This window comes from Hydrogenophaga sp. L76 (genome assembly GCF_057654755.1).
Genome location: NZ_CM172807.1, coordinates 705,325 through 728,896, shown reverse-complemented (window position 1 = coordinate 728,896; position 23,572 = coordinate 705,325). Strand labels below are relative to the sequence as shown.

Sequence of the window (23,572 nt, the reverse complement as noted above, 5' to 3'; positions counted from 1 at the left end):
ACCGCATGAACCTTCAAACTGCGCCCGGCGCCACCCTGCCCCTGCTGGATTTCTCCGATTTGCCGCGTTTTGACGCCATCGCGCCGGACCAGGTGGCTCCGGCGCTGGACGTCTTGCTGACCGACGCCAACCGCGCGCTGGAGCAGGTCACGGCAGACACGTTCCCGGCTGAATGGGCAGCCATCGCCGGCACGCTGGACGTGGCCACCGAGCGCCTTTCGCGCGCCTGGGGCGCCGTCAGCCACCTCAACAGCGTGGCCGACACGCCCGAGTTGCGCGCCGCCTACAACGACGCCCTGCCCAAGGTCACCGAATTCTGGACCCGGCTCGGCTCGGACGAACGCCTCTACGCCAAGTACAAGGCCATGGACCAGGCCAGCCTGAACACCGAGCAGGCCCAGGCGCACAAGAACGCCATGCGCAGCTTTGTGCTCGGCGGCGCGGAACTGCAGGGCGAGGCGAAGGCCCGTTTTGCCTGGTTGCAGGAGCGTCAGGCCGAGCTGGGGCAAAAATTCAGCGAAAACGCACTGGACGCGACCGACGCGTTTTCACTGATCGTCTCCACCGAAGAGCTGGCGGGTGTTCCGGCCGACGTGTTGCAGGCCACGGCCGCTGCAGCCCAGGCAGAAGGCCAGACGGGTCACAAGCTGACCCTCAAGATGCCTTGCTACTTGCCGGTCATGCAGTTCGCCCACAGCAGCGCGCTGCGCGAACAGCTCTACCGGGCCTACGTCACGCGGGCCAGCGACCAGGCAGCCGCGGAGGCGCTCAAGTTCGACAACACCGCCATCATGGCCGAACTGCTGGCCCTGCGCCATGAAGAAGCGCAGTTGCTGGGCTACCGGCATTTTGGCGACGTGTCGCTGGTGCCCAAGATGGCCGAATCACCCGAACAGGTGATCCAGTTCCTGCGCGATCTGGCGGGCAAGGCGCGCCCGTATGCCGACAAAGACCTGGCGGACCTGCGTGAATTTGCCGCCAGCGAACTCGGCCTGACCGACCCGCAGGCCTGGGACTGGCCCTACATCGGCGAAAAGCTCAAGGAGGCGCGCTACGCCTTCAGTGAGCAGGAAGTCAAACCCTATTTCACCGCGCCCAAGGTGCTCGCCGGGCTGTTCCAGATCGTTGAAACGCTGTTCGAAGTAGCCATTCGCCGCGACACGGCGCCGGTCTGGCACCCCGGCGTGGAGTTCTACCGCATCGAACGCACTTCGCCGGCCGGCGCCCAGCTTGTGGGCCAGTTCTACCTCGACCCAGCCGCCCGCACGGGCAAACGTGGCGGAGCCTGGATGGACGATGTGCGCGCCCGCTGGTTGCGCCCGGACACCGGCGCGCTGCAGACACCGGTGGCACATCTGGTGTGCAACTTCGCTGAAGGCGTCGAAGTCGACGGCGTAAAAAAACCGCCGCTGCTGACGCACGACGACGTCATCACCCTCTTCCACGAGTTCGGCCACGGCCTGCACCACATGCTGACCCAGGTGAACGAGCGCGATGTCTCGGGCATCAGCGGCGTGGAGTGGGACGCGGTGGAGTTGCCCAGCCAGTTCATGGAAAACTTCTGCTGGGAATGGGACGTGCTCAAACACATGACGGCCCATGTGGACACCGGTGAGCCGCTGCCTCGCGCCTTGTTCGACAAGATGCTGGCGGCCAAGAACTACCAGAGTGGTCTGCAGACGCTGCGGCAGGTGGAGTTTTCGCTGTTCGACATGCTGCTGCACAGCCAGCTCCAGCCCGTCACCGGTGGCGACGCCATCCTGGCGCTGCAGCAACAGGTGCGCGATGAAGTGGCCGTCCTGCAGCCGCCCGCCTACAGCCGCACGCCCCACACCTTCAGCCACATCTTCGCGGGCGGTTATTCTGCCGGCTACTACAGCTACAAGTGGGCCGAAGTGCTGTCGGCCGATGCCTACGCAGCCTTCGAAGAAGCGGCCCAGAAGAATGGGCACAGCACGCTGGATGTGGAAACGGGTCGACGCTACCGTGAGGCGATCCTGGAAGCCGGTGGCAGCCGTCCGGCCATGGCGTCTTTCAAGGCGTTCCGCGGGCGGGAGCCGGGCATTGATGCCTTGCTGCGTCACCAGGGCATGGCCTGACAGCGAACGCCCTCCTGAATGTGGTTTGGAACCTGCTTTTGCCAGAAGGATTTGACATGACCATCACCCCTTCCCCTGCTTTCCCGATGCACAAGCTGATGCGCGCGGCGGTGGTCGGCATAGCGCTCGGCGCACTCGCAACATCCTGGGCCTCGGCCCAAGGCGTCTACCGCGTCGTGGGACCCGATGGCAAGGTGACCTATTCGGACCAGCCGCCACCAGCCAGCGCCAAGGCTTCCGTCGTGGACGGAGCCTCCGCCAGCGCCGCAGCGGCAAGCAACCCACAACTGCCGCTGGAACTGCGCCAGGCGGTCAGCCGCTATCCGGTCACCCTCTACACCACGACCGATTGCGCGCCCTGCAACACCGGACGCAACCTGCTCAATGCGCGCGGCGTGCCTTACACAGAAAAAACAGTCACCTCCGCCGAGGACGTAGCGGCACTGAAACGCCTGAGTGGAGAATCGTCGATGCCCTTCCTCAGCATCGGCGGGCAACAACTCAAGGGGTTCTCGGAAACCGATTGGACGCAGTACCTGGACGCAGCGGGCTACCCCAAGCAGTCCGTCCTGCCGACCAACTTCCGCCGACCCGCTGCGACGGCGCTGGTGGCGACACAACCCGCGCAGGCTGCGGCAGCGAGGCCAAACGTGGCTCCGGCCAGGCCCCCTGTGCAACCGGCTGAGACACCGGTGACAGCGCCGACCGAGAATCCGGCCGGCATCCGTTTCTGAACAGGTTCTGGCACTGAGACTCAGAACGTCAGCGTCTTCACCCCGCTGCTGGTGCCCAGCAGACAGACGCTGGCTTTCTGGTGGGCGAACACACCCACGGTGACCACGCCAGGCCACTGGTTCACTTCGCTCTCGAAGGCCAGCGGATTGGTGATCTGAAGGCCGGTCACATCCAGGATGTGTTGACCGTTGTCGGTCACCAGCGGAGCGCCGTCCTTGAGCCGCAGGTGAGCCTTGCCGCCGAGGGCGGCAAACTGGCGGATCAACCGGGCCGTGGCCATCGGGATCACCTCCACCGGCAGCGGAAAAGCACCCAGGGCCTTCACCATCTTGGATTCGTCGGCGATGCAGACGAACCGGCGTGACTGGGCGGCCACGATCTTCTCGCGTGTGAGCGCCGCGCCACCGCCCTTGATCATGTGACCCTGCGCGTCGATTTCGTCGGCGCCATCGATGTAGACCGACAGTTCGGCCACTTCATTGGCTTCGAAGACCGGGATGCCCAGCGCTTTCAGCCGGGCTGTGGAGGCTACCGAGCTCGACACCGCGCCGGGGATCTGGTCCTTCATGGAGGCAAGCGCTTCGATGAACTTGTTGACCGTGGAGCCGGTGCCCACACCGACGATGTCACCAGGGGTCACGTATTGCAGGGCGGCCTGGCCCACCAGGGCTTTGAGTTCGTCTTGGGTCATTTGAGACAATCAGCGGTTACAAAGAATCACCGCATTATCCAATGTCCCTCCTGCCCTACGCTGTCGCACGCCCCTTCCTCTTTGGTCTCGACCCCGAGGCCGCCCATGAACTCACGCTGCACAGCATCGCCAAGCTGCAGCGCTCGCCACTGACCTGCCTCTATGGCGAAACCCGGATCGACGATCCGCTCACCCTGGCCGGCCTGAACTTCCCCAACCGGGTCGGTCTGGCTGCAGGGCTGGACAAAAATGCCGCCTGCATTGACGGCCTGGCGGCCATGGGTTTCGGTTTTGTCGAAGTCGGGACCGTCACGCCCAAGGCGCAACCCGGCAACCCCAAGCCGCGCATGTTCCGTTTGCCCAAGGCCGAAGCCCTGATCAACAGGCTGGGTTTCAACAACGATGGCCTGGACGCCTTCATCGCCAATGTGCAGCGGGCCCGCTTTCGCACCAAGGGCGGCGCCCATCCGATGCTGCTGGGCCTGAACATCGGCAAGAACGCCAGCACGCCGATCGAGCGCGCCACCGATGACTACCTGAGCTGCCTGGAGGGTGTTTACCCGCACGCTGACTACGTCACGGTCAACATTTCCAGTCCGAACACCCAGAACCTGCGCAGCCTGCAAAGCGACGAAGCTCTGGATGCGCTGCTCGGCGCCGTCGCTGAACGGCGCGAAACCCTGGCCCAGCAAACGGGTCGGCGCATCCCCATCTTCGTCAAGATCGCTCCCGATCTGGACGACACGCAGATCGAGGTGATTGCCACCACATTGATGCGTTACGGCACCGACAGCGCGGGGCAGGCCAACAACGCCTTTGGCGTGATCGCCACCAACACGACCCTCAGCCGCGAAGCCGTGGCTGGAATGCCCCACGCCAACGAAGCGGGCGGGCTCTCGGGCGCGCCAGTGCTGGCGTCCAGCAACCGCGTGATCCGGCGCCTGCGGGCCTGCCTGGGCAAGAGCTTCCCCATCATCGGTGTGGGCGGCATCCTCTGTGGTGCCGATGCCGTGAGCAAGATCCAGGCGGGGGCCAACGTGGTCCAGATCTACACCGGACTGATCTACAAGGGGCCGTCCCTGGTCCGGGAAGCAGCCATGGCGATCAAGGCACTCCGCAGCACATGACCGGCAAGCCCGGAACAACCGCGACCGGGCTCACAGCATGGCGGCCACGTGCTCGCCGATGGCCAGACAACTGGTCAGCCCCGGTGATTCGATCCCCAGCAGATTGACCAGCCCCGGAACGCCGTGCACATCCGGACCATCGATGCGGAAATCGGCCGCAGGCTCGTCGGGACCGCTGATCTTCGGTCGCATGCCCGCATAGCCTGGTAAAAGCGCTCCGTCGGGCAGGCTTGGCCAGTACTGCCGCACGGCCGTGTAGAAGCCTTTCGCGTCAGCCGGGTTCACCAGCAGGTCATCGGGATCGTCGGTCCACTGCACGTCCGGACCAAATTTGGCCTGCCCGCCGAGATCGATGGTCAGGTGCACACCCAGTCCGGCCAGGTGCGCCACGGGATCCGGGGCGGGATAAATCAGCCGTTCGAAGGGCGAACGCCCGCTCAGCGTGAAATAGCTGCCCTTGGCGAACCAAGCCTTCGGCACATGGCATGCCGGCAAGCCCTGCGTGCGCCGCGCCAGATCGCAGGCCCGCAGACCTGCGGCATTGACCACGCCACGTGCGAGCAAGACGGTTCCGTCCAGCATCAGGACCTGAATCCCCGACGTCTTGAACCGCAGAGCGTCCACCTCACTGTGACAGGCCACCAGGCCACCCGCGTTTTCGAGATCCCCCTGCAGGCTCAGCATGAGGCCATGGCTGTCCACGATACCGGTTGACGGAGAGCTCAGGGCGGCCAGGCACTCCAGCTCCGGCTCCATTGCCCGTGCCTCCACCCTGGTGAGCAGACGCAGGTCCCGCACGCCATTGCGTTCGGCCTTGTCCTGGATGGCGGGCAAGGCCTCTACCTGAGAGACCGTGCTGGCCACGATCAGCTTGCCGCAACGCCGGTGGGCGATCCCGCGTTCGGCGCAGTAGGCGTAGAGCGTCTGCCGGCCATGCACGCATAAAAGGGCCTTGAGGGAGCCCTGCGGGTAGTAAATGCCAGCGTGGATCACCTCGCTGTTGCGCGAACTCGTGCCGGTGCCGATGGCCGCCTCACGCTCCAGCACCATCACCTCGCGCCCGGCCAGCGCCAGCGAACGGGCCACAGCCAGCCCGACCACGCCTGCGCCAATCACCACCACATCCACCTGTTCCATGCAGCCAACTCCTGACAAAGATGTGAAATTGACCCATGCTGGCACAGATTGACATCTGTACCCATGAAACACACCGGTGCAAGTCGATCAAGCGCTGCGTGCGCTTGATGCCTGATTCCACAAGACTTGCCTTTTCTTCCCGGAAAGGTTGTCAGCCTCTGGCACGACGGGTCACATTAAAAAAAGGCCCTGCAGATGCGAACACCGCAGGGCCTGTCTCCTCGGCTCCGTCAAACGTTCAGGCCGGGCTTCCTGCCAGCTTCGCAAAAGCGCTCACCACCTCGGGCGGCGCCTGCACCAGCTCGATCAGCACGCCCTCGCCCGCGATCGGGAACTCGTCGTTCGCCTTCGGGTGCAGGAAGGTGATGTCGAAACCCGCAGCGCCCTTGCGGATGCCGCCCGGCGCAAAGCGCACACCGTGGGCTGTGAGCCACTGCACCGCCACCGGCAGGTCGTCGATCCACAGGCCGATGTGGTTCAGCGGCGTGGCATGCACCGCGGGCTTCTTCTCCGGGTCCATTGGCTGCATCAGATCGACCTCGACCTTGAACGGGCCGCTGCCGATGGCGCAGATGTCCTCATCCACGTTTTCGCGCTCGCTCTGGAAGGTGCCGGTCACCTCCAGCCCTAGCATGTCGACCCAGAGCTTCTGCAGGCGCTGCTTGTCGGGTCCGCCGATGGCGATCTGCTGGATGCCCAGCACCTTGAAGGGACGTTGTTGTGGTTCCATGAATCAGTGAATACCGTTGTTGAGTGAATGTGGGACCTGCTCCAGCGTCCAGACGGTGGCCGGCGGCAGGTTGGCCCAGACGGACGCCGCGCGCCGCCAGCGCCAGCCGGGCGGAATGCCGTCAAACGGGCGCAGATGCGGCGACGCGTAGGTGTACTGGACCAGTCGGGAGTCGGGCTGGCGCGAGACCAGCGCCAGCATGGCGTCGATGCACAGGCGCGCCTCGTGCGCCGGCATGGACAACAGGGGCAGTGACGAGACCAGCGTCACCGGCATGTCGGCCCCGATGACCAGCCGGTCGACACGGGAAGCACAGTGGTTGAGCACCTCGACCTCGGGAAAAGCGATGCGCAGCAGGTCGGCGAAGTCGGCGTCGAGCTCGTAGACCACGAAGCGGTCCAGGGCCTGCGCAGCGATTGCCAGCCTGCGGGTGATGGCCCCGGTGCCTGCGCCCACCTCGATCAGCACCCGGGGTGCACCACGCAGCGCCTCGTCGCAGACCGCCTGGGCCAGTGCACGGGACGCGGGAGCAATCGCACCCACGCGCCGCGGATTGCGCAGACAGCCCAGAGCGAAAGCCAGACCATGGTCCATGCGAGACCCCTCAAAGCCAACGGGAATCGAAGGGTATCCCATTTCCACCGGGCTTGTCTGTGTGCCAGTGTGTTCGGCCGGGATCAGCCGAACTCGACGATCGGCTGGTCGACCACCAGCGATTCGCCCTTGGCGGCCAGCACCTTGGAGACCACGCCGTCGGCCGCGGCGAACAGCACGTTCTCCATCTTCATGGCCTCGATCACGGCCACGCGCTCGCCCGCCTGCACCTTCTGGCCCACCTGCACCGCCACGTCGACCAGCAGGCCGGGCATGGGCGAGAGCACGTACCGGCTCATGTCCGGCGGCGCCTTGAACGGCATCAGCCGGTGCAGCTCGGCCATGCGGGCGGACACCACCACGGTTTCGATGCGCGTGCCGTTGTGCTGCACCACCAGGGCCAGCGGGTTGCGCAGCGTGCCACGTTCCACCTGGGCGGTGAAGGGCTGGCCGTTGCACGCGCCGGTGATGCAGACGTCGTTCAGGCGCGAGGGGCTGCTGATCGCAAAGCGCTTGCCCTCCACCGTGACCACCGCGGAACCGACCTGCCCCACCACCTCGTCCACGTGCACCGCCGTGTAGCGGTTTTCGCCGCTGTTCCCCAAGGTGATCACGCTGAAGTCGTGACCGACCTTCACGCCATAGCCCGGCAACTGGCCGGTCAGGCCCGCTGCGCGCTCGCGCGACTTGCGGCGCACGAAGGCGGCCAGCGCCACCAGGAAGTCGGCATCGTCGTGCGGCACGTCCTCAGCGCGAAAGCCGTGGGCGTAGTGCTCGGCGATGAAGCCGGTGTTGAAGTCACCCGACACGAACTTCGGGTGCGCCAGCAGCGCGGCCTGGAACGGGATGTTGCTGCTGATGCCGCGGATCACGAAACCGTTGAGCGCCTCGCGCATCTTGGCAATGGCTTCATTGCGGTCCTTGCCGTGCACGATGAGCTTGGCGATCATCGAGTCGTAGTACATCGGGATCTCGCCGCCATCGACCACACCCGTGTCCACGCGCACGCCGAACAGGTCGGCGGTGTTGGCCTGGTGCATGGTCTGCGCCGGCGGCTGGAAGCGCACCAGGCGGCCGGTGCTGGGCAGGAAGTTGCGGAACGGGTCTTCGGCGTTGATACGACACTCGATGGCCCAGCCGTTGCGCTGCACCTGGTCCTGCGTGATCGGCAACTGCTCGCCCGCGGCGACGCGGATCATCAGCTCCACCAGATCGACGCCGGTGATGCACTCCGTCACCGGGTGCTCCACCTGCAGGCGGGTGTTCATCTCCAGGAAGTAGAAGTCCTGGTCTTTGCCGACCACGAACTCCACCGTGCCGGCGCTCTGGTACTTCACCGCCTTGGCCAGGGCCACGGCCTGCTCGCCCATGGCCTTGCGCGTGGCGTCGGAGATGAAGGGCGACGGCGCCTCTTCGATCACTTTCTGGTGGCGGCGCTGGATCGAGCATTCCCGCTCGTTCAGATAAATCACGTTGCCGTGCGAATCGCCCAGCACCTGGATCTCGATGTGGCGCGGCTCCAGCACGTATTTTTCGATGAACACGCGGTCGTCGCCGAAGCTGTTGCGCGCTTCGTTGCGGCAGCTGGTGAAGCCTTCAAACGCTTCCTTGTCGTTGAAGGCCACGCGCAGGCCCTTGCCGCCGCCACCGGCCGAGGCCTTGATCATCACGGGGTAGCCGATGTCCTTGGCGATCTCCACCGCGCGCTCTGCGGTTTCGATGGCGTCGTTCCAGCCCGGAATGGTGTTGACCTTGGCCTCCAGCGCCAGCTTCTTGGAGGCGATCTTGTCGCCCATGGCCGCGATGGAAAAATGGCGCGGGCCGATGAAGGCGATGCCTTCGTCTTCACAGCGTTTGGCGAAGGCTTCGTTTTCCGACAGGAACCCGTAGCCGGGGTGAATGGCCTGCGCGCCGGTGGCCTGGGCCGCGGCGATGATCTTGTCGGCGACGAGGTAGGACTCGCGCGACGCGGCCGGGCCGATCAGCACAGCCTCGTCAGCGAGCTGAACGTGGCGCGCTTCTTTGTCGGCTTCGGAATACACCGCCACGGTGGCGATGCCCATCTTCTTCGCGGTGGCGATCACGCGGCAGGCGATTTCGCCACGGTTGGCAATGAGAATTTTGGTGAACATTTCAGTCTCCTAGACGAGAGCAAGTGTGTTGTTTGTTCGGTGAGTTGGTGCTGAACCCGCCATGGGCACGGCGTGCCTGCCTCCGCTCATGTCCCCCGCCGACCTGCGGTCGGCTCCTCCTTGACTTCGCTGCGACAGGCACACCGTGCCCATGGCTGCGAAGGAGGTGAAGACGAAACCGGCCGAACACGCGTCACTCGGAATCGGGTGGTGCGGGCGTTTTGCGGAGGTAAAGGAGGAGCGCGCAGCGCGGGGGACACGGAGCAAAACGTCCGCGCCGCCCGATTCAGCGTCAGAGAAAACCATGGCACGCACAAAAGAAATCACAGCGGAATGTTGCCGTGCTTGCGCCACGGGTTTTCCAGTTTCTTGTCCTTCAGCATCACCAGCGAACGGCAGATGCGCTTGCGGGTCTCGTGCGGCAGGATCACGTCGTCAATGAAGCCGCGCGCGCCGGCCACGAAGGGGTTGGCGAAGCGGGCCTTGTATTCGGCCTCGCGCCCGGCCAGCTTGGCCGGGTCCTTCTTCTCTTCGCGGAAGATGATTTCCACCGCGCCCTTGGCGCCCATCACCGCGATCTCGGCGTTGGGCCAGGCGAAGTTGACGTCGCCGCGCAGGTGTTTGGAGCTCATCACGTCGTAGGCACCGCCGTAGGCCTTGCGCGTGATCACGGTGATCTTGGGCACCGTGCACTCGGCGTAGGCGTAGAGCAACTTGGCGCCGTGCTTGATGATGCCGCCGTACTCCTGCGAAGTACCGGGCATGAAGCCGGGCACGTCCACGAAGGTGATCACCGGAATGTTGAAGGCATCGCAGAAACGCACGAAGCGTGCGGCCTTGATGCTCGATTTGATGTCCAGGCAACCGGCCAGCACCAGCGGCTGGTTGGCCACGATCCCGACCGTCTGGCCGTCCATGCGGGCGAAGCCGATCAGGATGTTCTTCGCGTACTCGGGCTGCAGCTCGAAGAAGTCGCCGTCGTCCACCGTCTTGACGATCAGCTCCTTCATGTCGTAAGGCTTGTTCGGGTTGTCCGGCACCAGCGTGTCCAGGCTCAGCTCCATGCGGTCGATCGGGTCGCCGCTGGGGCGCACGGGCGCCTTTTCGCGGTTCGAGAGCGGCAGGTAGTTGTAGAGCCGGCGCAGCATCAGCAGCGCCTCGACATCGTTCTCGAACGCGAGGTCGGCCACACCGCTCTTGGTCGTGTGCGTTACGGCGCCGCCCAGTTCTTCGGCGGTCACTTCTTCGTGCGTCACGGTCTTCACCACCTCGGGGCCGGTCACGAACATGTAGCTCGAGTCCTTGACCATGAAGATGAAGTCGGTCATGGCGGGCGAATACACCGCGCCGCCGGCCGAGGGGCCCATGATCATGCTGATCTGCGGTACCACGCCGCTGGCCATCACGTTGCGCTGGAACACGTCGGCATAGCCACCCAGGGAGGCCACGCCTTCCTGGATGCGGGCGCCGCCCGAATCGTTCAGGCCGATCACCGGCGCGCCGACCTTCATGGCCTGGTCCATCACCTTGCAGATCTTCTCGGCATGCGCTTCGGAGAGCGCGCCACCGAAGACCGTGAAGTCCTGGCTGAAAACGAACACCAGGCGGCCGTTGATCATGCCGTAGCCCGTGACCACACCGTCGCCGGGGATCTTGTTGTCCTGCATGCCGAAGTCGGTGCAGCGGTGCTCGACGAACATGTCCCACTCTTCGAACGTGCCCTCGTCAAGCAGCACCTCCAGCCGCTCGCGCGCGGTCAGCTTGCCCTTGGCGTGCTGCGCGTCGATGCGCTTCTGCCCGCCGCCGAGGCGGGCTGCGGCGCGCTTTTGCTCCAGTTGGTCCAGGATTTCTTGCATGCGTTTTCTCCAGAAAAATCGGTTCGGATTCAGTCAAACAGTTCAAGCAACTGGCGGGCGGCGGTCGACGCCGGTAGTTCACCGGCCAGCACCCGGCGGGTGGTGTCGTCGAGCCGCGCGCGGATCTGTGGGTGTTCACGGAAGCGTTGTTTCAGGCCGGCGTCGATCCGCTCCCACATCCAGGCGCCCGCCTGGTGCTGGCGGCGCGCGGCGAGCCGGCCGTTGGCGGTCTGCACCGTGCGGAATCGGGACACTTCGGCCCAGAAGCTGTCCACGCCCTGGTTGTGCAGCGCGCTGATCTGGATCACTTGCGGGTGCCAGATGTTGTGATCGTGGTGAGCATGCTCGGGGTGACCGTGCAAACCGAGCAGGCGCAATGAAGAGGTGATCTGCGCGCGGGCGCGGGTGGCGGCGTCGGGGTCGATGTCGGCCTTGTTGATGACCACCAGGTCGGCCAGCTCCATCACGCCCTTCTTGATCGCCTGCAGGTCGTCGCCTGCGTTGGGCAGTTGCAGCAGGCAGAACATGTCGGTCATGTTCGCCACGGCGGTTTCGCTCTGGCCCACACCCACGGTCTCCACCATCACGATGTCATAGCCCGCCGCCTCACAGACCAGCATGGCCTCGCGCGTCTTCTCGGCCACGCCGCCCAGCGTGCCGCTGCTCGGGCTGGGGCGGATGTAGGCCTTCTCGTGCACGCTCAGGTGCTCCATGCGGGTCTTGTCGCCCAGGATGGAGCCACCCGAGACGGTGGACGAGGGATCGATGGTCAGCACCGCCACGCGGTGGCCCAGCCCGATCAGGTACAGGCCCAGCGCCTCGATGAAGGTGCTCTTGCCCACGCCGGGCACACCGCTGATGCCGAGCCGGAACGACTGGCCGGTGTGCGGCAGCAGCGCCGTCAGCAACGCATCGCCCAGCGCACGGTGGTCGGCGCGGGTCGATTCCAGCAGCGTGATGGCCTTGGCCATGGCGCGGCGCTGTACGGCGCCGGTGCCGGTCAGGACGCCGGCCTGCAACTCGGCAGGAATCACGCAAGCGCCTTCTTGATCTGCTCCAGCACGTCCTTCGCGCTGGCGGGAATGGGCGTGCCGGGGCCATAGATGCCCTTGACACCAGCCTCGTACAGCATCTCGTAGTCCTGGCGGGGAATCACGCCACCGACGAATACGATGATGTCGTCGGCGCCCTGCTTCTTCAGCTCGGCAATGATGGCCGGCACCAGGGTCTTGTGGCCGGCGGCGAGCGTCGAGACGCCCACGGCGTGCACGTCGTTCTCGATCGCCTGGCGGGCGCATTCTTCGGGCGTCTGGAACAGCGGGCCCATATCGACGTCAAAGCCCAGATCGGCGAAGGCCGTGGCCACCACCTTGGCGCCGCGGTCGTGGCCGTCCTGGCCGAGCTTGCTGATCATCACGCGCGGGCGGCGACCTTGCGCGGCGGCGAAGTCGTTGATTTCGGCCTTGAGCTGGTCCCAGCCTTCGGCGGAGTCGTAAGCGGCAGCGTACACACCGGTCACCTTTTGTGTATCGGCGCGGTGGCGCCCAAAAATTTTTTCCAGCGCATCGCTCACCTCGCCCACAGTGGCGCGCAGGCGCATGGCCTGGATGCACAGGTCCAGCAGGTTGCCCTGGCCCGATTCGGCGGACGCGGTCAGCGCATTGAGCGCCGCTTCCACCTTGGCTGCGTCACGATTGGCCTTGATCTGTTTCAGTCGAGCAATCTGGCCGTCGCGCACCGCCACGTTGTCGATGTCGCGTGCCTCGATGGCGTCTTCGGTCTTGAGCTTGTATTTGTTGACGCCAACGATCACGTCCTTGCCCGAGTCGATGCGCGCCTGCTTCTCGGCCGCCGCCGCTTCGATCTTCAGCTTGGCCCAGCCGCTGTCCACGGCCTTGGTCATGCCGCCCATGGCTTCGACCTCTTCGATGATGGCCCAGGCCTTGTCGGCCATTTCCTGCGTGAGCGACTCCATCATGTAAGAGCCGGCCCAGGGGTCGACCACGCTGGTGATGTGGGTCTCTTCCTGGATCACCAGCTGCGTGTTGCGGGCGATGCGCGAACTGGTGTCGGTGGGCAGTGCAATGGCTTCATCGAAGGCATTGGTGTGCAGGCTCTGGGTGCCGCCGAACACCGCGGCCATGGCTTCGATGGTGGTGCGCACGACGTTGTTGTAGGGGTCCTGCTCGGTCAGCGACCAGCCGGAGGTCTGGCAGTGCGTGCGCAGCATCAGGCTCTTGGGGTTCTTGGCGTCGAAGCCCTTCATGATGCGCGTCCACAGCAGACGGGCCGCGCGCATCTTGGCGATTTCCAGGTAGAAGTTCATGCCGATCGCCCAGAAGAAACTCAGGCGCCCGGCAAAACCGTCCACATCCATGCCCTTGGCGATGGCGGTCTTCACATACTCCTTGCCATCGGCCAGAGTGAAGGCCAGCTCCAGCGCCTGGTTGGCGCCTGCTTCCTGCATGTGGTAACCCGAGATCGAGATCGAGTTGAACTTCGGCATGTGCTGGGCCGTGTACTCGATGATGTCACCGATGATCTTCATCGACGGCTCGGGCGGGTAGATGTAGGTGTTGCGCACCATGAACTCTTTCAGAATGTCGTTCTGAATGGTTCCGCTCAATTTGTCCTGCGACACGCCCTGCTCTTCGGCCGCGATCACATAGCCGGCCAACACCGGCAGCACGGCGCCGTTCATGGTCATGGAGACGCTGACCTTGTCCAGCGGGATCTCATTGAACAGGATCTTCATGTCCTCGACCGAGTCGATCGCCACGCCGGCTTTGCCCACGTCGCCGGTCACGCGCGGGTGGTCGGAGTCGTAACCGCGGTGGGTGGCCAGGTCGAAGGCGACCGACACGCCCTGCCCACCCGCGGCCAGCGCCTTGCGGTAGAAAGCGTTGGATTCTTCGGCGGTGGAGAAACCGGCGTACTGGCGGATCGTCCAGGGCCGCACCGCGTACATGGTGGCCTGCGGGCCACGGATGAAGGGCTCAAAGCCCGGCAAGGTGTTGGTGTGCGGCAGGTTGACCGTGTCTTCGGCCGTGTACAGCGGCTTGACGCTGATGCCGTCGGGCGTCAACCAGTTCAGCGCGTTCACGTCACCGCCGGGCGCGGACTTCTGGGCCGCCTTGGTCCAGGCTTCGAGGGTGGCGGGGGCAAATTCGGGCTGTTTGTGGCTCATGGCAGGCAGGTACTTGTAACAACAGAAGGACAACACGGGAGCGCCGGCGATTTTATATCATTCATAATTATTGATGCAAAATATTCCTGCGGTCTTACAATCAGCAGCCCGTCACACACCGTTTTCCCAACCACTCGCCCCATGTCCGCCTTGTCCCTCGCCCCCCGCGCCCTGTATGAAGAAGTCGCCGAGCTGCTGCGCCAGCGCATCTTCAGCCGCGAACTGGAGCCCGGCAGCTGGATCGACGAGCTCAAGATCGCCGAGGAATACGGCATCAGTCGCACGCCGCTGCGCGAAGCGCTGAAGGTGCTGGCGGCCGAAGGCCTGGTGACGATGAAGGTGCGCCGCGGTGCCTACGTGACCGAAGTGTCCGACAAGGACCTGGCCGACGTCTACCACCTGCTGGCGCTGCTGGAGTCGGACGCTGCGGGCGTGGTGGCGCAGCGCGCGAGCGACGCCGAACTCGCCGAACTCCAGGGGCTGCACGCCGAGATCGAAGCCGCCGCCGACGACCGCAACCGCTTCTTCGCCCTGAACGAGCGCTTTCACATGCGCCTGCTCGAAATCGCCAGCAACCGCTGGCGGGAGCAGATGGTGGCAGACCTGCGCAAGGTCATGAAGCTGAACCGCCACAACTCGCTGTTCAAGACCGGGCGCATCGACGAGTCGCTCGCCGAACACCGCGCCATCATGACCGCCCTGCTCGCGCGCAACGCCGCGCTGACCCAGCAGCGCATGCACGAGCACTTCCAGAACGGGCTCGAAGCCGCGACCTGACACAACCCGGCCTTCTGCGGCCGGCTCACTGGTAAATTCCGGGCCAGGCCCTGCCCGTCAAACACCGGGCGGGGGTATGTGATCCGACGAGTCCCAGGAGTCCCCATGTCCGTTGCCCATCTGGCCCAACCCGGCATTCTTGAACCCATTCCGGCCCAGGGCCGCTACCTGTCCTGCCAGTTGCGCGTGGGCGCCGAGCCCCGGACGGTGCTGCGCCGACTGGGCAGCCAGGCCGATGGGCTTTCCACCGTGGTGGCGCTGGGCGCTTCGCTGGTGCGCGAACTTGGCGCAGAAATTCCCGGGCTCAAGACCTTCAGCGGCATTGAAGGCGCGCTCATCAAACTGCCCGCCACACCCACCGACCTGCTGGTCTGGCTGCGCGGCACCGACCGTGGCCATCTGCTGATCCGCAGCCGCCACATTGAAACCTTGCTGGCGCCCGCGTTTGATGTCAGCGACATCACCGACGCCTTCAACCACGACAACGGCAAGGACCTCACCGGCTACGAAGACGGCACCGAAAACCCCGAGGGTGAAAAGGCCCTGGCCGCGGCCTTTCTGCCCGAAAGTGCGGGCCTGCTGGCGGGCAGCAGTTTTGTGGCAATGCAGCGCTGGCGCCACCACATGAGCCGCTTCGAAGCCATGCCCCGCGAACAGCAGGACCACACCTTCGGCCGCACCCACGACACCAACGAAGAAATCGACGATGCACCCGAGTCGGCCCATGTGAAGCGCACCGCGCAGGAAAGCTTTGATCCCGAGGCCTTTGTGCTGCGCCGTTCCATGCCCTGGGCCGAGGGCAATGAAGGTGGCCTCGTTTTCACCGCGTTTGGCCACTCGTTCGACGCCTACGAGGCCCTGTTGCGCCGCATGTCGGGCGCTGAAGATGGTTTGACCGACGCCCTGTTCACCTTCACCGAACCCGAAACCGGCGCCTATTTCTGGTGCCCGCCTGTGAAAGAAGGGCTCATCGACCTGCGCGCAGTGGGCGTATAAACACTGGTCGGAGCACAGAAGAAGTGAGGCCCACTGTGCTTCGACGGCATACACCATAGGGTATATACCAAGACACCTGTACCTCATGTGCGCGCAATATAAGCAATTGCGGATTTAATAATTCTTGTCCCACCCAACCATCGCGACGGAGATATACCCATGGCTCGAATCGTCATTCTCGGCGCCGGTCTCGGCGGCATGCCCATGGCCTATGAAATGAAGGCACTGGCCCGGCCCGGCGACACGGTCACGGTCATCAGCGAAGCACCCAAGTTCCATTTCGTCCCGTCCAACCCCTGGGTGGCGGTGAACTGGCGCACCCGAAAAGACATCGAGGTCGACATCGCCCCGGCGCTGGCCAAAAAAGGTATCGAGTCCATCATCCAGCGCGCCAAACGCGTCCACCCGGATGCCAACCAGGTCGAACTGGAAGACGGCAGCCGGGTGGACTACGACTACCTCGTCATCGCCACCGGCCCCAAGCTCGCGTTTGACGAGGTCGAGGGCCTGGGTCCGTTTGGCGGCCACACGCAGTCGATCTGCCACGTCAGCCACGCCGAGACCACCAAGACAGCCTGGGACGCGTTCGTGCAGGCGCCCGGCCCGATCGTGGTGGGCGCGGTGCAGGGTGCCTCCTGCTTCGGCCCGGCCTACGAGTTCGCGATGATCATGGACACCGACCTGCGCAAGCGCAAGATCCGCGACAAGGTGCCCATGACCTTCGTGACCTCCGAACCCTACATCGGCCACCTGGGCCTGGGCGGCGTGGGCGATTCCAAAGGCATGCTCGAATCGGCCATGCGCCAGCGCCACATCAAGTGGATCTGCAACGCCAAGACCACCAAGGTGGAAGCGGGCCAGATGTTCGTCACCGAGCACGACGACCAGGGCAAGCCCATCAAGGACCACGTGCTGCCCTTCAAGCACAGCATGATGCTGCCCGCCTTCAAGGGCGTGGACGCGGTGTTCGGCATCGAAGGCCTGACCAACCCGCGTGGCTTCATCACCATCGACGAACACCAGCGCAACGCCAAGTTCAAGAACATCTTCAGCATCGGTGTCTGTGTCGCGATTCCGCCGGTGGAGGTCACCCCCATCCCCTGCGGCACGCCCAAGACCGGCTACATGATCGAGTCCATGGTCACGGCGACGGCGCACAACATCCGCGAACTGCTCGACGGCCAGGAGCCCACGCACAAGGCCACCTGGAACACGGTCTGCCTGGCCGACTTCGGCGACACCGGCGCGGCCTTCGTGGCCCTGCCGCAGATCCCGCCGCGCAACGTGAGCTGGTTCAGCGAAGGCAAGTGGGTGCACCTGGCCAAGGTCGCGTTCGAGAAGTACTTCATGCGCAAGATGCAGAAGGGCACGTCCGAGCCGATCTACGAAAAGCTCATCATGGACTTCATCGGCATCACCAAGCTCAAGGGCAAACAAGGCCCTTGATCCAGCTGCGAAGCGCGGTGGCACGCACCCTTAGTGCGGCGCGGGTTCCGCCTCCCAGCGCTGCACAACCTTGCCGTGGCTGTCCACGCTTTCGAGCTGCACCTTGAAGCCCCACAGGCGGGACACGTGCTTGAGCACCTCCCGGACGTCGTCGCTCAGGGGCCGGTCGTGCTGGCGGCTGTGGCGCAAGGTGAGCGAACGGTCGCCACGAACGGCCACATTCCAGACCTGGATGTTGGGCTCCCGTTCGCTCAGGTCGTGTTGTCGCGCCAGCGCTTCGCGAACCCGTCGATAGCCCGCCTCGTCGTGGATGGCGACCACTTCCAGTTCCAGTTCTGCCGCGTCATCGACAATGGAAAACAGCCGCATCTCGCGCATGAGCCGCGGTGAAAGAAACTGCCCGATGAAGCTTTCGTCGCGGTAGTTGCGCATGGCGTGATGCAGTGTCGACCGCCAGTCGCTGCCCGCCAGATCGGGAAACCACTGCCGGTCTTCCAGCGTGGGGTTTTCGCAGATGCGCTTGAGATCGCTGAACATCGCAAAGCCCAGCGCATACGGGTTGACACCGCTGTAACCCGGGTGTCCCACCGGCAGCTGGCAGACCACGTTGGTGTGCGAGCGCAGGAACTCGATCATGAAGCCATCGGTCAGGCGGCCTTCGTCGTACAGGGCGTTGAGCAGGGTGTAGTGCCAGAACGTGGCCCACCCTTCGTTCATCACCTGGGTCTGGCGCTGCGGGTAAAAATACTGCGCCACCTTGCGCACGATGCGCACCACCTCGCGCTGCCAGGGTTCCAGCAGCGGCGCGTGTTTCTCGATGAAGTACAGCAGGTTCTCCTCGGGCTCGGGCGGGAAACGCCGGCTGGACTTTTCCACCTGCTTGTCCGACCCCTTGGGCAGGGTGCGCCAGAGGTCGTTGACCTGCTGCTGCAGATAGGCCTCGCGGTCCTTGCGCCGCACCTCTTCCTCCGCCAGCGAAGGCTTTTGCGAACGCCGGTAGCGGTCCACGCCCTGGCTCATGAGCGCATGGCACGAATCCAGCAACGCCTCCACCGCTTCGATGCCATGCAGCTCCTCGCACTCCGTGACATAGTTTCGGGCATAGACCAAGTAGTCGATGATGGACTCGGCGTCGGTCCACATGCGGAACAGGTAGTTGCCCTTGAAGAACGAGTTGTGGCCGTAGCAGGCGTGCGCGATCACCAGCGCCTGCATGGTCATGGTGTTCTCTTCCATCAGGTAGGCGATGCAGGGATCGGAGTTGATCACGATCTCGTAGGCCAGCCCCATCTGACCGCGCCGGTAGTGTTTTTCGGTCGCGATGAACTGCTTGCCGAAGGACCAGTGGCGGTAGTTGACCGGCATGCCCACCGAAGCGTAGGCATCGATCATCTGTTCGGCGGTGATGACCTCCAGTTGCACCGGGTAGGTGTCCAGTCCGAAGTCGCGCGCCACGCGCGCAATCTCTGCGTGGTAGGTCTCGATGAGTTCAAAGGTCCAGTCCGATGGACAGGGCAAGGGCTGCCGGTCCCGACCCGCGGGAGCGGGAGCGGGATCGCCGCCAATCTCGGGCACCGGTTCCCGCGGTGCATCTTCGGCGTGCATCATGAGGTACCTGCCTTCCTGAACAGCTCGCGAAACACCGGGTAGATGTCGGCGGCATCGGTGATCCGGCGCATGGCAAAGTTCGGCTCGTTCCGGCGCACCTGGTCGTACTCTTCCCAGAGGTTCTGCTCGTCGCCGGCGACCTGCACATAGGCGTAGTAGCGCACCAGGGGCAGCAGCTTCTGTTGCAACAGATCTCGGCACAGCGCCGAATCCTTGTACCAGTTTTCACCGTCCGAGGCCTGGGCGCCGTAGATGTTCCAGTCGCCCGGCGGATAACGCGCCTGGATGACCTCGTGCATCAGTGTCAGCGCGCTGGAGACCACCGTGCCCCCGCTTTCGGTCGCCTGGAAGAACTCGGTTTCCCCCACCTCGGCGGCCTGCGTGTGGTGGCGGATGAACACCACGTCGGTGCGTTCGTAGTGCCGTTGCAGGAACAGGTAGAGCAGGATGAAGAAGCGCTTGGCAATGTCCTTGCGCTCCTCATCCATCGAGCCCGACACATCCATCAGGCAGAACATCACCGCCTTGGCGGTCGGCTGCGGAATGCGCACCCGGTTGCGAAACCGCAGATCCAGCGGATCGAGAAACGGAATCCGGCGCACCCGGCGCATCAAGGCCTCGATGCGCTGCTGGAGCGCATGGATTTCCTCGCGCGGCGTGCTGTCCAGCCGCTCGGCTTTGGCCAGCGCGTCCTGCAGTTCACGCAGGTGCTGCCGCAGTTCACCGCCCATGGCAATGCGCCGCCCCAGCGAAGTGCGCATCGAGCGCACCACGTGCAGACTCGCCGGGTTGCCAGCCGACACGTAGCCCGCGCGCTGCGACTTCCATTCGGGTGCATCGGGCAGCAACTGCGTGCGCACCAGGTGCGGCAAGGCCAGGTCGTCAAAGAAGATCTGCATGAACTCGTCGCGCGTGATGCGGAAAACAAAATCGTCTTCCCCGCCACCGTCCTGACTGCCCCGTCCGCCTCCGCCCGCGCCACCCGATGGTGGCCGACCGACACGGTCGCCCCGCACGTACTCGCGGTTGCCCGGGTGCACCGTCTCGCGCACCCCGCCCTGGCCGTGGCCAAACACCGGCTCGGACACATCGCGCCGGGGCAGCGTGATGTCTTCGCCCTGCTCGATGTCCCGGATGCTGCGGCCGGAGACGGCCTTCTTCACCGCGTCGCGGATCTGGTCGCGGTAGCGGCGCAAAAAGCGCTCGCGGTTGCCGATGGACTTGTTCTTGCCCGACAGCCGGCGATCGACGATCTGCTGCAGCATGGAGACCCGCCTTTCTGGTTTTCGGGACAACGGCCCCGGGCGCTCAGGAGCTCTTGCGCACGCGCAGGTACCAGTCGCACAGAAGGCGCACCTGGCGCGTGGTGTAGCCCTTGTCGACCATGCGGTTGACAAAGTCTTCGTGTTTCTTCTGTTCGTCGGCGCTGGCCTTGGCGTTGAACGAGATCACCGGCAACAGGTCTTCGGTGTTGGAGAACATCTTCTTCTCGATCACCGCGCGCAGCTTTTCGTAGCTGGTCCACAGCGGGTTCTTGCCCGCGTTGTTGGCCCGTGCGCGCAGCACGAAGTTGACGATCTCGTTGCGGAAGTCTTTCGGGTTGCTGATACCGGCGGGCTTTTCGATCTTCTCCAGCTCGGCGTTGAGCGAAGACCGGTCGAAGATCTCGCCGGTATCGGTGTCACGGAACTCCTGGTCCTGGATCCAGAAGTCGGCGTAGGTCACGTAGCGGTCGAAGATGTTCTGGCCGTACTCGGAGTACGACTCCAGGTAGGCGGTCTGGATTTCCTTGCCGATGAACTCGGCGTAGCGCACCGCCAGCGTCTCCTTGATGAAGGCCAGGTACTTCTGCTCGGTCTCGGCCGGGAACTGCTCGCGCTCGATCTGCTGCTCCAGCACATACATCAGGTGTACCGGGTTGGCCGCCACCTCGGTGCTGTCGAAGTTGAACACCCGCGAGAGGATCTTGAACGCGAAGCGCGTGGAGATGCCGCTCATGCCCTCGTCCACGCCCGCGTAGTCGCGGTACTCCTGGTAGCTCTTGGCCTTGGGATCGGTGTCTTTGAGATTCTCGCCGTCGTAGACCAGCAGTTTGCTGAAGATGCTGGAGTTTTCGGGCTCCTTCAGGCGGGTGTAGACCGCAAACTGCGCCAGCATCTTCAGCGTACCTGGGGAACAGACGGCCTGCGACAGCGACGAGTTGCGGATCAGCTTCTCGTAGATCTTGATTTCTTCCGTCACCCGCAGGCAGTACGGCACCTTGACGATGTAGATGCGGTCGAGGAAGGCTTCGTTGTTCTTGTTGTTGCGGAAGGCCTTCCACTCGCTCTCGTTGGAGTGCGCCATCACGATACCGTCGAACGGGATTGCGCCGAAACCTTCGGTGCCTTTGAAGTTGCCTTCCTGGGTCGCGGTCAGCAGCGGGTGCAGCACCTTGATCGGTGCCTTGAACATCTCCACGAACTCCAGCAAGCCCTGGTTGGCCAGGCACAAGCCACCCGAGTAACTGTAGGCGTCGGTGTCGTCCTGAGCAAAGGTTTCAAGCCGACGGATGTCGATCTTGCCGACCAGCGAAGAAATGTCCTGGTTGTTTTCATCGCCCGGCTCGGTCTTGGCGATCGCGATCTGCCGCAACACCGAGGGAAAGCGCTTGACCACCCGGAAACGCCGGATGTCGCCGCCATACTCTTCCAGCCGCTTGACCGCCCAGGGCGACATGACACGCTCCAGATAGCGTGGCGCGATGCCGTACTGCGTGTGCAGCAGTTCGCCGTCTTCGGCCGCGTTGAACAGGCCCAGCGGCGATTCGTTGACCGGCGAATCCTTGAGCGCGTAGAACGGCACCTGCTGCATGAGCTGCTTCAGGCGCTCGGCAATCGAGGACTTGCCGCCGCCCACGGGCCCGAGCAGGTAGAGGATCTGCTTGCGCTCCTCCAGCCCCTGGGCCCCGTGGCGGAAATAGGAGACCACCTGCTCGATCGGTTCTTCCAGCCCGTAGAAGTCCCGAAACGCGGGGTAGATCTTGATGACCTTGTTGCCGAAGATGCGCGAGAGGCGCTGGTCGTGCCGGGTGTCGAGCAACTCCGGCTCGCCGATGGCCACCAGCATGCGCTCGGGCGCTGTGGCATACACCAGCGGATCGCGCTTGCAGGCATCCAGGTATTCCTCGATCGAGAGCTCGTCTTCACGCGTCTGCTCGTATCGGGTCAGGAAATGACGGACGGCATCCATACGACCTCCTAGTCCGGAGCGTGCCCATGCAAATCCACCAACCCCGACCCGCTCCCCGCCAGGGCTGGCGCCAGCCGGATACCCTCGTCCCGCCTGGCTCTGAACCTGCGCCACCCGAAACAGGTGTCTTCTACAGATCCTGAGCGTGTGAGGATGCCGGTCCGGAAAAGTTCAGATCACACCTCAGCGAATGCACCTTCCTTGTTCGTGTTCACATGGTTCTGCGCCATGGCCCAGACTTCCCGCGCCGGCAAGGGTTTCAACCGGTGGTCGCTCCACACCTGGCGCCACTTGCGCGCACCGTGCAGACCATGGCGCAAACCCAGCATGTGGCTGGCGATGGAATACCAGGGCGCGCCGTCTTCAGCAGCAGCACGCTCCATGTATTCCACCATCGCCAGCTCGACCGCTTCGCGCGTCATCATGGATCCTTCGGTTGGCGCCCCAAAAAAGCGGGCATCCCATTCGGACATGAGCCAGGGATTGTGGTACGCCTCGCGCCCGATCATCACGCCGTCGATCTGCTCCAGATGGCCAGCAATCTGCTCATGGGTGGTGATACCACCGTTGACGGCAATGGTCAACGCCGGGAAGTCACGCTTGAGCTGGTAGGCCAGTTCGTAACGCAGTGGCGGAATCTCGCGGTTCTCCTTCGGCGACAGGCCCTTCAGCCAGGCGTTGCGTGCGTGCACGATGAACACCTTGCAACCCGCATCGGCCACGGTGCCGACAAAATCGCGAACGAAGTCGTAGCTCTCCACCCGGTCGATGCCGATGCGGTGCTTCACCGTGACCGGGATGTCCACCACGTCCACCATGGCCTTCACCCCGTCGGCCACCAGCTTCGGTTCACCCATGAGGCAAGCGCCGAAAGCGCCGCGCAGCACCCGCTCGCTGGGGCACCCGCAGTTGAGGTTGATCTCGTCGTAACCACGCTGTTCACCCAGCCGCGCGCAAGTGGCCAGATCGGCCGGCTCGCTGCCGCCGAGCTGCAATGCCACCGAATGCTCTTCTTCATTGAAGTGCAGGTGCTGCGCCGCATTGCCGTGGATCAGGGCACCGGTGGTCACCATTTCGGTGTAGAGCAGCGTGTGGCGTGTGAGCAAGCGGTGGAAGTAGCGGCAATGGCGATCCGTCCAACCCATCATGGGGGCGACGGACAAACGCCAGGGCGAAGGTGCAAGGGAAGAAACAGACATGCGCCGATTATCCCAGCGCCCACAAAA

General features: G+C 64.2%; 18 protein-coding genes. 6 read left to right on the top strand and 12 right to left on the bottom strand.

The genetic code is table 11. The features are described 5' to 3' along the window. The first annotated feature begins 5 nt into the window (after positions 1-5). Both AC23D4_RS03430 and AC23D4_RS03425 read left to right on the top strand, forming a co-directional pair. Positions 6-2,099 (top strand): M3 family metallopeptidase, encoded by a 2,094-nt coding sequence (locus tag AC23D4_RS03430; RefSeq protein WP_472887122.1) that lies wholly within the window; start codon positions 6-8, stop codon positions 2,097-2,099. 56 nt (positions 2,100-2,155) lie between these two features. Further along, positions 2,156-2,833 carry a glutaredoxin domain-containing protein gene (locus tag AC23D4_RS03425; RefSeq protein ID WP_472887123.1) on the top strand — a complete coding sequence of 226 codons (678 nt, stop codon included), beginning with the start codon at positions 2,156-2,158 and terminating at the stop codon, positions 2,831-2,833. A gap of 20 nt (positions 2,834-2,853) precedes the next feature. Here the strand turns inward: AC23D4_RS03425 and rpiA are convergent, their stop codons facing one another. Further along, positions 2,854-3,525, bottom strand: a complete 672-nt coding sequence (gene rpiA, locus AC23D4_RS03420) for a ribose-5-phosphate isomerase RpiA (protein WP_472887124.1) — start codon at positions 3,523-3,525, stop codon at positions 2,854-2,856. 41 nt (positions 3,526-3,566) lie between these two features. On the opposite strand from rpiA, the gene AC23D4_RS03415 reads away from it, so the two are divergent. Next, positions 3,567-4,652 carry a quinone-dependent dihydroorotate dehydrogenase gene (locus AC23D4_RS03415; RefSeq protein ID WP_472887125.1) on the top strand — a complete coding sequence of 362 codons (1,086 nt, stop codon included), beginning with the start codon at positions 3,567-3,569 and terminating at the stop codon, positions 4,650-4,652. 30 nt (positions 4,653-4,682) lie between these two features. Here the strand turns inward: AC23D4_RS03415 and AC23D4_RS03410 are convergent, their stop codons facing one another. From AC23D4_RS03410 to scpA, 7 genes are all read right to left on the bottom strand, one after another. Continuing rightward, positions 4,683-5,789, bottom strand: coding sequence for an NAD(P)/FAD-dependent oxidoreductase (locus tag AC23D4_RS03410; RefSeq protein WP_472887126.1), 1,107 nt, complete (start codon positions 5,787-5,789; stop codon positions 4,683-4,685). A gap of 238 nt (positions 5,790-6,027) precedes the next feature. Next, a complete protein-coding gene (locus AC23D4_RS03405; protein ID WP_472887127.1) occupies positions 6,028-6,519 on the bottom strand; it encodes a VOC family protein in 492 nt (163 codons plus the stop codon). A 3-nt stretch (positions 6,520-6,522) separates the two neighbouring features. Continuing rightward, positions 6,523-7,113: a class I SAM-dependent methyltransferase gene (locus AC23D4_RS03400; protein ID WP_472887128.1), complete on the bottom strand. Its 591-nt coding sequence runs from the start codon at positions 7,111-7,113 to the stop codon at positions 6,523-6,525. An 83-nt stretch (positions 7,114-7,196) separates the two neighbouring features. Further along, positions 7,197-9,245, bottom strand: coding sequence for an acetyl-CoA carboxylase biotin carboxylase subunit (locus AC23D4_RS03395; RefSeq protein ID WP_472887129.1), 2,049 nt, complete (start codon positions 9,243-9,245; stop codon positions 7,197-7,199). Positions 9,246-9,568: 323 nt separating this feature from the next. Then, the gene (locus AC23D4_RS03390) at positions 9,569-11,101 is read right to left on the bottom strand and encodes an acyl-CoA carboxylase subunit beta (protein ID WP_472887130.1); all 1,533 of its coding nucleotides are present in this window, start codon (positions 11,099-11,101) and stop codon (positions 9,569-9,571) included. A 29-nt stretch (positions 11,102-11,130) separates the two neighbouring features. After that, positions 11,131-12,135, bottom strand: a complete 1,005-nt coding sequence (meaB, locus tag AC23D4_RS03385; protein WP_472887131.1) for a methylmalonyl Co-A mutase-associated GTPase MeaB — start codon at positions 12,133-12,135, stop codon at positions 11,131-11,133. Then, the gene (gene scpA, locus AC23D4_RS03380) at positions 12,132-14,288 is read right to left on the bottom strand and encodes a methylmalonyl-CoA mutase (RefSeq protein WP_472887132.1); all 2,157 of its coding nucleotides are present in this window, start codon (positions 14,286-14,288) and stop codon (positions 12,132-12,134) included. The genes meaB and scpA overlap by 4 nt, the downstream gene beginning before the upstream one ends. A 141-nt stretch (positions 14,289-14,429) precedes the next feature. On the opposite strand from scpA, the gene AC23D4_RS03375 reads away from it, so the two are divergent. The 3 genes from AC23D4_RS03375 to AC23D4_RS03365 all read left to right on the top strand — a co-directional run bounded on the left by AC23D4_RS03375 (position 14,430) and on the right by AC23D4_RS03365 (position 17,507). Further along, positions 14,430-15,065, top strand: a complete 636-nt coding sequence (locus AC23D4_RS03375) for a GntR family transcriptional regulator (protein WP_472887133.1) — start codon at positions 14,430-14,432, stop codon at positions 15,063-15,065. 105 nt (positions 15,066-15,170) lie between these two features. Then, positions 15,171-16,061 (top strand): Dyp-type peroxidase, encoded by an 891-nt coding sequence (locus AC23D4_RS03370; RefSeq protein WP_472887134.1) that lies wholly within the window; start codon positions 15,171-15,173, stop codon positions 16,059-16,061. 159 nt (positions 16,062-16,220) lie between these two features. Beyond that, positions 16,221-17,507 (top strand): NAD(P)/FAD-dependent oxidoreductase, encoded by a 1,287-nt coding sequence (locus tag AC23D4_RS03365; RefSeq protein WP_472887135.1) that lies wholly within the window; start codon positions 16,221-16,223, stop codon positions 17,505-17,507. 30 nt (positions 17,508-17,537) lie between these two features. On the opposite strand, the gene AC23D4_RS03360 is transcribed toward AC23D4_RS03365, so the two are convergent. From AC23D4_RS03360 to dusA, 4 genes are all read right to left on the bottom strand, one after another. Beyond that, positions 17,538-19,115, bottom strand: a complete 1,578-nt coding sequence (locus AC23D4_RS03360; RefSeq protein WP_472887136.1) for a SpoVR family protein — start codon at positions 19,113-19,115, stop codon at positions 17,538-17,540. Then, on the bottom strand, positions 19,112-20,380 hold the full coding sequence (locus tag AC23D4_RS03355) for a YeaH/YhbH family protein (RefSeq protein ID WP_472887137.1): 1,269 nt from the start codon (positions 20,378-20,380) through the stop codon (positions 19,112-19,114). The genes AC23D4_RS03360 and AC23D4_RS03355 overlap by 4 nt, the downstream gene beginning before the upstream one ends. Before the next feature lie 43 nt (positions 20,381-20,423). After that, positions 20,424-22,346: a PrkA family serine protein kinase gene (locus AC23D4_RS03350; RefSeq protein WP_472887138.1), complete on the bottom strand. Its 1,923-nt coding sequence runs from the start codon at positions 22,344-22,346 to the stop codon at positions 20,424-20,426. 176 nt (positions 22,347-22,522) lie between these two features. Further along, positions 22,523-23,545, bottom strand: a complete 1,023-nt coding sequence (dusA, locus tag AC23D4_RS03345; RefSeq protein WP_472887139.1) for a tRNA dihydrouridine(20/20a) synthase DusA — start codon at positions 23,543-23,545, stop codon at positions 22,523-22,525. Between the last annotated feature and the right edge of the window lie 27 nt (positions 23,546-23,572).